Genomic DNA, 11,979 nt, shown 5'->3' with positions numbered 1-11,979 from the left:
TTGTTAATCTTTTTTATTGATTCCAAGTACTAGGCTCTCTTCTCCATTCGTGCAAGGTAATCAATTCTTTTTCAGAAATATAATTACTTTCTAGAGCTTGTTCTAACAAGTTGTCGTAGTTGCTTAACGTAGTAAGTGCAACGTTCTTTTCTTTAAAATTGTCTGTCGCAACCTCAAATCCATAAGAAAAAATAGCGACCATACCTTTAACAACAGCGCCCGCTTCTTTTAAAGCATCTACTGCATTTAAGCTACTTTTACCAGTACTTATTAAATCTTCTATAACCACTACATTTTGTCCGCTTTCTAAATGCCCTTCAATTTGGTTTTTTCTACCATGTTTTTTAGGTTCTGGTCTTACATAAATAAAAGGTACACCTAATTCTTGCGCTACTAAAATACCAATTGCTATTGCACCCGTTGCAACACCAGCAATTACATCTGGTTTACCGTATTCTTTCTCAACAATTTTTGCAATTTCTTCTTTTAAGAAAATACGAACCGGAGGATATGAAAGCGTTACTCTGTTATCGCAATAAATTGGCGATTTCCAACCCGATGCCCAATTAAAAGGATCGCTTGGATTTAGCTTAATTGCTTTTACTTGTAGTAAAAGTTCAGCTGTTTTTTTTGCCGTATCTTTGTTTAAAATCATACCGCAAATGTATAAAGTTTTTGTAAATGATAAGCCAATAATTGTAACATCTTCTCAAAAAAAAGAGAAAGATTTTCCTTTGTATATTTTAAAAAATTCTGTAACAGAAGAAATTATACACAAACTTAAAAGTAACAGTGTTAAGGGGATAACGCTTTATACGCCCAATTTAGAAGAAGGTTGGCGTGCTTTTTTAAAAACTTTTAATATCGTTTCTGCAGCCGGTGGTTTGGTTTTAAATACGCACAAAGAAATATTGTGTATTTACAGATTTGATAAATGGGATTTACCTAAAGGAAGAATCGAAAAAGGCGAGTCTGTAGAAGAAGCTGCTGTAAGAGAGGTAGAAGAAGAATGTGGTATAGATAGTTTGCAATTGGTACAACCTTTACTTACTACGTACCATGTTTATTTTCAAAACGGAATGAAATTAAAAGAAACCTTTTGGTATTTGATGACAACGACCTATGCGGGCGCTTTAACTCCACAATTAGAAGAGGGCATTACAAAGGTTGTTTTTAAGAATCAAAAAAAGGCAGCAATAGCGCTAACAAATTCGTACAAAAACATCGCTTTAGTTTATGATACTTACCTAAATATGTAATATTCTCAAAAAACATTCTATCTTTGCCGACTTCTAAAAAGCTACAATAAAATGACAGGATTTATCAAAAAAATAATGCCAAATGCAAAAGATGATGCATTAGCTGGTATAACGGTTTCTTTAGCAATGATACCAGAGGTGGTAGCCTTTGCTTTTGTGGCGCAAATTAGCCCAATTGTGGCCTTGTTTGGTGCTTTTGTTATTGGATTAATTTCTGCTGTTTTTGGTGGTAGACCAGGATTAATTTCTGGTGCAGCTGGTGCTGTAGCCGTTATTTTTGTAAATATGATACAAGAAGGGCACGCCAAAGGATTGCTTTTTGATACACCTGTAGAAAATATGGGGTATTTCTACCTGTTAGCAGCAGTGGTTTTAATGGGAGTTATACAGGTAATTGCCGGTTTGTTTAAACTAGGTAAGTTTGTAAGGTTAATTCCGCACCCTGTAATGATGGGGTTTGTAAACGGTTTGGCTATTGTTATTTTTATGGCACAATTGGGTATGTTTACCGAAAACAAGAAAGATGTTTACGGACAAAACATGCGTAAAACAACTGCCAAAGAATTGGTATATAAAGTAGAAAATAATCAAGTAAAAGATCTTGCTTCTGGCACAGTGCTGTTTACAATAGAAGGTAGTACTATTAAAAACGCAAATACCAACCAAGACGCATTTTTAGTTTCAGAAGGTCAGGTCTTTGATATCAACACAAAGAAGGTAATCTATAATGCAGATAAAGAAGGTTTTTACACTGTAAAAGATAGTGGTGTGGTAAAAACAACCATGCAAGGTAAAACACTGTATGTTATGATTGGTTTGGTGTTGTTAACCATGTTTATTGTTTGGGGTTTGCCTAAATTAACAACAAAAATACCGGCAGCATTAACCGCTATTTTAATCGTAACATTGGTGTCTATATTTAGTGGTTTAGGTTCTATAAATGTGGGAGACTTTATTAGAGATGGAGGAGGAGCTGGCTTAAACGGAATAGCAGAACTTTCTAAAAACTTAAATGTATTAGAATTATGGAGCAACCTTCCTTTTAATCTAGACACTTTAAAATTTATTGCGCCGTATGCCTTTTTAGCTGCTTCTGTTGGTTTGATAGAAACGCTAATGACAATGAACTTGGTAGACGAGTTAACAGAATCTAGAGGTAATGGTAATAAAGAATGTGTAGCGCAAGGTGCTGGTAACATCTTAAGCGGTATGTTTGGTGGTACAGGTGGTTGTGGTATGATTGGGCAAACTGTAATTAATATCAATGCAGGGGGTAGAGGCCGTTTGTCTGGTGTTATGATGGCATTAACTTTATTAACCTTTATTTTATTTGCAGATAAATATATAGAACAAGTACCAATTGCAGCTTTGGTTGGGGTTATGTTTATGATGGTTATAGAAACCTTTGCCTGGTCTAGTTTTAGAATTATAAAGAAAATACCAATATCGGATGCCGCAGTATTAATTATTGTATCTGCAGTAACGGTGTTTTTCGATTTAGCCATTGCAGTATTTGTAGGGGTTATTATTTCTGCTTTATCTTTTGCATGGACAAGTGCTAAGAAAATTAGAGCAAGAAAACGTTTTAAAGCAGATGGTACAAAGATTTACGAAATTTGGGGACCTTTGTTTTTTGGAAGTATTACTGCTTTTAATGATAAGTTTGATATTAAAACAGATCCAGAAAACATTGAAATTGATTTTGTAGAGTCTAGAGTTTCAGACCACTCTGCCATCGAGGCAATATTTGCTTTGGTAGAAAAATACCAAGCAGCGGGTAAAAAAGTTACGTTAAAGCATTTAAGTGAAGATTGTAAAGTGCTTTTATACAAAGCATCTCCTATTTTTGATGGAGTTATCGAAGAAGGTATCGACGATCCTCGTTACCACTTAGCTGCCAACCCAGAGAAGTTTCCGAAACCTCTTGGTGAGTATAAGTTTTAAGAGGGGCATTTCTATAAAAAGTGGTTGCCTTTAATTGCTTTTTTACCTGAATACGAAGAAACGAATTCTTTATCATTTAAAGATTCCTTAAATAATGCTGCAATAAGATATTTTTTTATTGCAGCTTTTAAATTGTTTCCCTTCTCATTTCCTAAATGAATGTCGTTTTTATAGATAGCAAATAATGTTTGCTTTTCTTTTTTCATGTTGAATTATACTATTTTTGTTAATAATTTATCCAATTGATAATTTTGCAGCATCTTTCCATAAATAAAGAGGCATTGGCTCTTTTAATTCCCAATTAATATTCATTGGTTTTGAACCATAATGGTCTTTTATTTCTCCTTCTCCAATAAATACGTAACCGGTACTTTTACCAAATTCATTTTTTGCTTTTTCTCGAACAAAAAGAAGAATTCTTTTTTCTTGTTCTTTATGCTTGATATATGATAGACCTTTTCCCAAATCTGGTCTAGCAGAATTTTGAGTTTGCCAATGAAATAATAATTCATTTACAGCATAATCATCATACATTGTTGTTGGTGAAAAGTTTTCTTCGGATTTTATAAGATTGATAAATAATATTTCAGTATTTAAGTCTTTATTTAATGCTGTTCCTTCTCTATTAGATGATTTTTTGTTAAAACTACTAAATTTAAATGCTGATAATATTTGGTCTCTAGTATAACGACTATGCAATTTCAATGGCTGTTCATAAGGTAGCTGAATAGGTAATTCTTTAAAGTCGATATTTTCGATTAATAATTCGAGAACTTCTTTAATTTCTTCAATTAAAATTTTATTTAAACCAATTGTTTTAATACTTTCTTCTAATGAATCAAAACCACCTTCTTTTTGCCAAACATCATAATGTAACATCAAAAGCATGATTTTTTCGTTTTGATTGAATTCTGAAATATTTATATTAAAATTTTGTTTGGCAATTTTTAAAATGAATGTAAAATAGCTTAACGAATTTGTTGAAAGCCATTTATTCGATATGGCAGAGACTATTTCTTTCTCATTTTTCGGATCAAAATCATTGATTTTTCCGGCTAATTGACATAATCGTTTCCAGCTACCTCTTTTGTATATTGATTGTAATGGTATATTATAAAACTTACTAAAGTTACCGATTGTTAAAGGTAGATAAGTGTCATGTTGAAATTGCTGTATTCTTTGAATTAACTTATTCTTATTTAATGAGGTTGCAGCTGTAATATTTTTAAGTATTGTTTCTTTTGTTTTTTTCTCTAAAATGATAGAGCAACCTAAAGGTAGATGAGGAAAATCGTCCTCAATTTCTTTTAAAACAGTTGTATTTGTTTTACCTATTAAAGCTCTAAACTTACTTTCAAAGTTGTATTCAGGTTTTGAGTTTCCAACAAAATCTAAAACTGTCAAGCAATCTTTCTCTTCATGAAGTCTTAATCCTCTTCCTAATTGTTGTAAAAAGACTGTTAAGCTTTCAGTTGGTCTTAAAAATAAAACCGTATCGATTTCTGGAATATCGATTCCTTCGTTAAACATGTCGACAACAAATAGATAATTGATTTCTTTTTTTTCTAATTTCTGACGAATATAAACTCTGTCTTTACTGTTTTCGCTAGTTAGATAGCCAGCTTTTAATCCAGCTAAAGTAAATTTTTTAGCCATGAATTTTGCATGTTCCATTGTAACACAATAACCTAAAGACCTAACTTCATTTATATCTTTTGTGTATTTGTCTAATGCATCTATGATTTCCCTAACTCTTCTGTCATTCCCTGTATACAAATCTGTTAATTCACTTGGTGCATATTTTCCTCTTGACCAACTTACGTTTGTTAAATCAACACTATCGGTAATTCCAAAATATTGAAAAGGACAAAGCAATTTTCGATTCATTGCTTCTGGAAGTCTAATTTCTGCAGCAATCTTATTCTCAAAATCTTCTAAAATGTCTCCACCATCCATTCTTTCTGGAGTTGCAGTTAAGCCAAGTAAAACTTTTGGTTTGAAATAATTAATTATGTCTCTATAACTATTTGCTTTTTGATGATGACATTCATCTATTATGATGTAATCATAATAATCAGGAGTTAAGTTGTATTCTTCAAATTTGTTTTTAATAGATTGTACAGAAGCAAATACAAACTCGAAGTTATTAGGAGTGATACCGTCAACCCATAATTCACCAATATTATTATTTCTTAAAACACCTTGAAAAGTAGACAATGATTTTTGGATAATTTCTTTTCTATGTGCAAGGAATAGAAGTTTTGCAGACTTATTATTTTGTTTAAAACGTTTGTAATCAAACGCAGAAATAACTGTTTTTCCAGTTCCAGTTGCTGCTACTACAAGGTTTCTAAACCTTTTGTGAACCGTTCTTTCTACTTCTAGTTTTTCTAATACCTCTTTTTGATAAGGAAAAGGTTTAATATCAAACAAAGCTGTAGCGTTTTCATAAGGTTTACTAAATTTACTTTGTTTTAAGGCATTTTGAAGTTTCTCTTTGTGTTTAGAATCATCAAATAATTCAAAATCATCACTCTTCCAATAAGAATCAAATGTCTTGTTGAATTTATCAATTATGTGACTTACTTCTTTGGTTGTAACTTTTAAATTCCATTCTAAACCATCTGTTAAAGCTGACCTCGAAAAGTTAGAAGAGCCAATATATGCTGTATGAAATCCAGTATTTCTATAAAAAAGATATGCTTTTGCATGTAACCTTTCATTACTTGTATTGTACGATATTTTAACTTCAGTATTTGGTAGTTTTGAAAGTAGTTGAATAGCTTTATAATCTGTTGCTCCAATATATGTCGTGGTAATTACTTTTAGTTTTCCACCACGTTCAGTAAATTCTCTTAACTCTTTTTCAAGAATAATGATACCTTTAAATTTTATAAAAGAGACAAGAAGATATATTTCGTTAGACGAAAGAATCTCCTTTTTAAGCTCACTTTCTAGTGATAGACCACCATTTCCACCTGTAAATAATTCACTTTGTGTTAATCTTGTGTAAGGGGTTATTTCTTTTAATCTTAAATCTAAATTTGAAAAGTGCGCATCAGTTTTTGAAAATACTGCCTTTAAAATTTCACCTTCTACACTAACTAAATCATCATTAAATTCTTGTTTATTTAATTCGTCTTTAAGTAATTTAATTATTTTGTTAGCAATTTCAATTTGTAATTCGGCTTTGCCTTTTATAAGTTGAAATGCATGTTTTAAAGTTTTAGCTAGATGTTTAGATAAAACACTTGAGGCTTCCTCTTTGTCAATTGAAGTTTTCTTTAGAAAGAATTTATCTTTATCAAGTTCATTTAATTTTTCAGATACTAATTGGGTTATTAATTCTTCGTAAATTCCTTGATTCATAGTGATAAATATTCTTTTAAAATAGGTAAATCTGCTTCAGCCCAATCTAAATTAATCAATTTTTTTTTATTAACTAAAACAGAGTTAGCATGTTCTTTAAGTATTAATTCACCTGAAACATATTCAGCAGTAAAAGGAATCAATTTAATTTTAAAATCAGGATATTCATGAGTCACAGGAGTTAACTGATTTTTGATTTCAATTTTGATATTTAATTCCTCAAAAATTTCTCTTTTTAAACATTCAATTTCTGTTTCTCCTTCTTCAATTTTTCCTCCTGGAAATTCCCACTTCAGTGGAAGTTTCATTGTTTCACTTCTTTGAACTGCTAAAACTTCATTGTCAAATAAAATGATAGCACAGGTAACTTTGATAGTTTTATTCATTATTAAACCATATAATAAAAATTATAAGCACTAATTTATAAAAAATAAAAGAGTAATCGATAACCTTAGGTACTAATCACTACACAACACAGCAGCAAATACTGCTAAGCTGCTGAGCAATTGCAACATTGCACAGGAGCAAGTTTGTAAAAGTTGTAGAATATATTTGAAAATATACTAGAATATTTTTGAATTTATACTAGTATAAATTTTAAGAAGTAGTAGTGTTTTTATTAGTGGTGGTTGTAAACGCTTGTTTTGTAGGTAAGTATGCGCTTTGTACAATATACAACATTTAAACTTAAAAAAAGGTTTTATGTTGCATATTTATTCAAAGAGATACCAAGTTTTTTAATAATTACAAAAAGCCAGCATCTGTTAAAGGTAAACTTCTTACACGTTGCCCTGTAGCTTTAAAAATGGCATTGCAAATAGCAGGTGCCATTACAGGTACACCAGGTTCACCTACGCCTGTTGGTGGTTCGTGCATTTTATCCATTATATGTATGTGTACATTTGGGGCGTCTTGCATGCGTGCCATTTGGTAATCGAAAAAATTATGCTGCTTAACAGCACCATTTTCTGTAGAGATTTTACCGTACATGGCTAAAGACATTCCAAAAATGGCTGCACCTTCTAATTGGTTTTTAATATTGTCTTTATTTAAAGCCAAACCACAATCTATTGTGGTAAATACATTTTCTATTTTTACTTTTTTATCAATAACAGAAACTTCTACAATAGTGGCTACATAGCTATAAAAACTATAATGTATGGCAACACCCATACCGTGGTTTTTAGGAAGTTTTTTACCCCAATCGGCCATTTTAGCGGTTTGTTTTAACACAGCAACCATTCTGTTAGTGCGATATTGCAATGCTGTTTTTTCTAAACTTGGGGTTTCTTTGCTTAGTAAATCTAAATGCATTTGTACAGGATCAATATTCCCTGCAAAGGCCAATTCGTCTACAAAAGAGTTGTTACCAAAACCACTGTGAATATGAACTACAGAGCGCAACCAGCCAATTCTAAGGTGGGCTTCTGCCTTTACGTTTTCTAATCTAAAATTAGCGATTTGATATGGGTTTTTGGTAAAACCTTGGCCAAGTTCAAAACCAGAGGCATAATCAGACAAAGGTTTGAAAGAAGAAACAATAGAAGGAAACCCAACTCTTTGCAACCAACCGGTTACTTTACCGTTTAACAAACTTCCTTTTAAATATTGTGCACTTGTTGCATGGTAAAAACTATGTTGTATATCGTCTTCTCGCGTCCAAACTACTTGTACCGGCGCGTTTATTTTCTTTGAAATAGTTACCGCTTCAACTACAAAATCCGACTTTGATTTTCTACCAAAACCGCCACCTAAAAATGTAACGTTAATGGTAATGTTTTCAATCGGAATTTCAAAAAAGTGTGCTAATTCACTTCTAGCAGTTTGTGGATCTTGCACAGGTGCCCAAACCTCTATTTTATCTTTTTGAAACCAAGCAGTAGCATTGGGCACTTCCATAGGCGCATGTACTAAAAAAGGCACATGGTAGGTAGCTTCTACTACTTTATCTGCATGTTTAAAAGCACTATGTACGTTTCCGTTACCACCAGGAACTAATTTACCTCTTTTGTGTACGCGTTCTGTAAGTATTTGTTTAAATTTTTCTGTATCAAAAGAAACATTGTCACCATAATTCCATTCGATATCTAAAGCTAGTTTACCTTGAAAAGCTGCCCAAGTATTGTTGGCAACTACGGCAACCCCACCAAGCATACCAAAGAATTTTCCGGTAGGTGGCGTACGTCTTTTTAATGCTATAATTTGTGAAACACCCGCAACTTTTTCTGCCTTATTTTTTTTAAAACTCTTTACAGAGCCAAATGCTACCGGACATCTGGCAACGGCTGCAAATTGCATGTTTGGTATTCTTACATCGATACCATAAGTGGCGGTTCCGGTTGTAAAATCTTTTAAATCTACACTTTTTAAGGTTTTGCCAATATATTTAAAATCGGCTACTTTTTTTAACTGAATTGTTGCTTCTTTTGGGACTTCTAATTGAGATGCCAATGCCACCAAATCACCATAAAATAACTTATCGTTAGTTAAGGTGTTTATAATAAAATGATTTTCTGCTTTGCAGTCTTTTTCAGTAATGTTCCATTTTGTGGCTGCCGCAGAAATCAACATCATTTTAGCTGCTGCACCCATTTTACGCATGGGTTCTAATCTTGTTCTTACACTTCTAGAACCGTCTGTGTTTTGGTTTCCGTATTTTTCATGCCCTGTTGCTTGTTTTACATTTACGTATTGCCAATCTGCTTCTAATTCATCTGCAATTGCAGAAGCCAAAGAGGTTCTTATGCCTTGTCCCATTTCAGATCTAGAAGCAATTAAAGTAATTGTACCAGCGGTATCTATTTGTACAAATAGATTAGGTTCAAAAAAATCTGGATTTATAGTGGGTTTAAATTTCTTGTCTATTGTGGTTGATGTACATCCTAAAATTATTCCACCAGAAGCCAAACCAAATAGTTTTACAAAATTTCTTCTGTCTATTTTTTGTATGTTACTCATCTGTTTTGTTTTTAAGGGCTACTGCTTCGTGAATTGCTTTTCTAATACGAGTATAAGTACCACACCTGCAAATATTATTACTCATGGCTTTGTCTATATCTTGGTCTGTTGGGTTTGCCACAGTGTCTAGTAGAGCAGTGGCTGCAATTAATTGCCCAGACTGACAATAACCACATTGTGGTACATTAATTTCTGACCAAGTTTGTCTTAAAATTTCTAAATTTTTAGAACTTCCTTCGATTGTAAACACTTGCTTGTCTAGAGCGTAAGAAACCGGTACACTGCAAGATTTGGTTAATTTACCGTCTAATAATACAGAACAAGCACCGCATTGGCTAACACCGCAACCAAACTTAGTACCTGTTAAGCCAACAATGTCTCGAATTGCCCAAAGAAGTGGCATGTCTTCTTGTGCATTTATGGTATATGTTTTTCCGTTGATAGATAAATTTGTATTCACTTATAGACGTTTTAAAGTCTACAAGTTACAAATAAAAAAGAGTTTGTTGCTAATTTTAAGTGATGGGTTTTTATGTAGTGTAAAGCAAGAGTTTATGGGCTAATTAAAAGCAAAACCATTGTTTGTCTATTACAAAAATAGATTTGTAATCGCTGTTTAAAGCTTTTACAAATCTATTGATGTTGTTTATTTTAATAGGGTAGTATCTTTTAAAGCGTATAAGTATAGCTTTGTAAAAAGTTTAATACAATTTATAAACTGGCAGTAATAAATGTGCAGGCTCGTAATGTGGCGTTTGTTTGTACACAAAATCTAATTGTGCTCTTGGGTTTTTCGCAAAATTGGCATCATTTTTAATCTTTTCTGTCAAAGCAATTTTTAATTCAGGGTTTTCAGAAAGGTATTGTTCGGCAATATCCTCAAAAACATATGCAGAATAGCCTTCTTTTTTCTGTAAAATAGTATCAAAGAAATTCCAATTAAAAAATGAATCTGTAGCCTCTGCTTCTAAAGTTTCTATAAGATATCTAAGTCCGTTTTGATTTGTAGGAATCAACAAATCACCTGCCATAAATGCAACTTCTTTTGTTGTTTTTACAGTTTCTGTACCATAATGTAAATAGTGCCCTTCGTATGCAGCACTTCTAGTTTTATAATCTTTAATATGAGAAACCTCTACAGTAATTGTAGTGTCGTTTTTAAAACGAGTATATGCAATGGCATTATTATCTAATCGTTCTACAACTTTATGCCAACCTTGTTTTAAAATGTAGGCATTTGGTATGTTGATTTCTTTTTTGATGTTAAAATTGTTGTAGTAGTTGGTTTCTTTTTCAAATGGTTTTGAAGTATCGTAAAACAACCTTTTGCCAGTTGTAACTTTACTGTCTATATAACTAGCTTCATACCCTTTAAAATTAAGTGTTGTGGGTTTGGTGTTATCAACAGCAAATGCAATTGGGTATTTTTTCTTAGCAAGAATTTCTTCGAGTGCTTTTGCTCTTAATTCTTTAATTTTTTCTGAATTTTTTTCTGTAAAATCAAAAGCAGAAAGCATAAGTGCATAAGTTTGTTCTACTCTAATTTTATAAGGTTTTAACATATGTGTTTCTACCATTAAGCCCAAAGTGTTAAACAAAGTAGTGTAACCTGTAGAATATCGTGGTGAATCGAAAAATTGTGAAAAACCTGCCTCTGGCGTATTGCCCCAAACATTTACATACGGTGTAATAATAATGTTTTTATCTTCTAAAGATTGTTCTATTTCTGGCCTCATGGTCGTTTCTAAAAAACTACCTAATTTGCCGCCCAATTTATTGTGCTGTGTAAATAAATGAGTAATTGCATATTGATAGTCTGCACCGTTGCTAACATGATTGTCTATAAAAACATCTGGCTGTACTGCATGAAAAATTTCTGCAAAAGCTGCCGTATTTTTAGTGTCTTGTTTTATAAAGTCTCTATTTAAATCGAAGTTTCTTGCATTGCCTCTAAAACCATATTCTAACGGGCCGTTTTGATTGGTTCTTGTATGCGAATTTCTATTTAAAGAACCCCCAACATTATACACAGGTATTACTGCAATTAAAGTGTTTTTGTATTTTTCTTGTAAAGAATCATTTTGAACGATGTCTCTTAAAAGCATCATCGACGCATCAATTCCGTCTGATTCTCCTGGATGAATTCCGTTATTTATCAGGATTCTATTTTTCGAAGAATTGGTAATTTCATCAATATTATAAACACCCTCTCTGTTGTAAGTAACTAAATGTAATGGCTCGCCAGCATCCGTTTGTCCGAAGGTAAATACAGAGATTTCTGAATAAGCTTCTGCTAAATTTTCATAATACGTAATAATATCTTTGTATTCTGGTGTTTCTTTACCTTTCGATTTTTCAAATTGTGTTGTAAAATCGATGGTGTCTTTTGCATCTTTATTACAAGAAATTATAAAAAGAGTTAAGGCAAATAGTAGTAGTTTTTTCATGG

9 protein-coding genes are annotated in these 11,979 nt (G+C 32.3%); 2 read left to right on the top strand and 7 right to left on the bottom strand.

Annotation, left to right across the window (positions count from 1 at the left end; genetic code table 11):
- Positions 1 to 13 precede the first annotated feature (13 nt).
- On the bottom strand, positions 14 to 655 hold the full coding sequence (gene pyrE / locus BXQ17_RS06005; protein ID WP_077809748.1) for an orotate phosphoribosyltransferase: 642 nt from the start codon (positions 653 to 655) through the stop codon (positions 14 to 16).
- A 7-nt stretch (positions 656 to 662) separates the two neighbouring features.
- Between pyrE and BXQ17_RS06000 the strand changes: the two genes are divergently transcribed.
- Both BXQ17_RS06000 and BXQ17_RS05995 read left to right on the top strand, forming a co-directional pair.
- Complete coding sequence (locus BXQ17_RS06000) at positions 663 to 1,259, top strand: NUDIX domain-containing protein (RefSeq protein ID WP_077809747.1); 597 nt, start codon at positions 663 to 665, stop codon at positions 1,257 to 1,259.
- A gap of 51 nt (positions 1,260 to 1,310) precedes the next feature.
- Positions 1,311 to 3,203 carry a SulP family inorganic anion transporter gene (locus tag BXQ17_RS05995; protein WP_077809746.1) on the top strand — a complete coding sequence of 631 codons (1,893 nt, stop codon included), beginning with the start codon at positions 1,311 to 1,313 and terminating at the stop codon, positions 3,201 to 3,203.
- Between the two features lie 11 nt (positions 3,204 to 3,214).
- Here the strand turns inward: BXQ17_RS05995 and BXQ17_RS05990 are convergent, their stop codons facing one another.
- From BXQ17_RS05990 to BXQ17_RS05965, 6 genes are all read right to left on the bottom strand, one after another.
- A complete protein-coding gene (locus BXQ17_RS05990; RefSeq protein WP_077809745.1) occupies positions 3,215 to 3,409 on the bottom strand; it encodes a hypothetical protein in 195 nt (64 codons plus the stop codon).
- A gap of 28 nt (positions 3,410 to 3,437) precedes the next feature.
- Positions 3,438 to 6,572 carry a DEAD/DEAH box helicase gene (locus BXQ17_RS05985; protein ID WP_077809744.1) on the bottom strand — a complete coding sequence of 1,045 codons (3,135 nt, stop codon included), beginning with the start codon at positions 6,570 to 6,572 and terminating at the stop codon, positions 3,438 to 3,440.
- Positions 6,569 to 6,958, bottom strand: a complete 390-nt coding sequence (locus BXQ17_RS05980) for a (deoxy)nucleoside triphosphate pyrophosphohydrolase (RefSeq protein ID WP_077809743.1) — start codon at positions 6,956 to 6,958, stop codon at positions 6,569 to 6,571. The genes BXQ17_RS05985 and BXQ17_RS05980 overlap by 4 nt, the downstream gene beginning before the upstream one ends.
- A 358-nt stretch (positions 6,959 to 7,316) precedes the next feature.
- Positions 7,317 to 9,530, bottom strand: coding sequence for a xanthine dehydrogenase family protein molybdopterin-binding subunit (locus BXQ17_RS05975; protein ID WP_077809742.1), 2,214 nt, complete (start codon positions 9,528 to 9,530; stop codon positions 7,317 to 7,319).
- The gene (locus BXQ17_RS05970) at positions 9,523 to 9,990 is read right to left on the bottom strand and encodes a (2Fe-2S)-binding protein (RefSeq protein WP_149025869.1); all 468 of its coding nucleotides are present in this window, start codon (positions 9,988 to 9,990) and stop codon (positions 9,523 to 9,525) included. Before BXQ17_RS05970 ends, BXQ17_RS05975 begins: the two co-directional genes overlap by 8 nt.
- Before the next feature lie 241 nt (positions 9,991 to 10,231).
- Complete coding sequence (locus BXQ17_RS05965; protein WP_077809741.1) at positions 10,232 to 11,977, bottom strand: M14 family metallopeptidase; 1,746 nt, start codon at positions 11,975 to 11,977, stop codon at positions 10,232 to 10,234.
- Positions 11,978 to 11,979 lie beyond the last annotated feature (2 nt).

The sequence above is a fragment of the Polaribacter sp. BM10 genome, from assembly GCF_002005425.1.
Classification (GTDB): domain Bacteria; phylum Bacteroidota; class Bacteroidia; order Flavobacteriales; family Flavobacteriaceae; genus Polaribacter; species Polaribacter marinaquae.
Note: the sequence above shows the minus strand (reverse complement) of the source record. Positions and strands in the feature narration are given on the sequence as shown.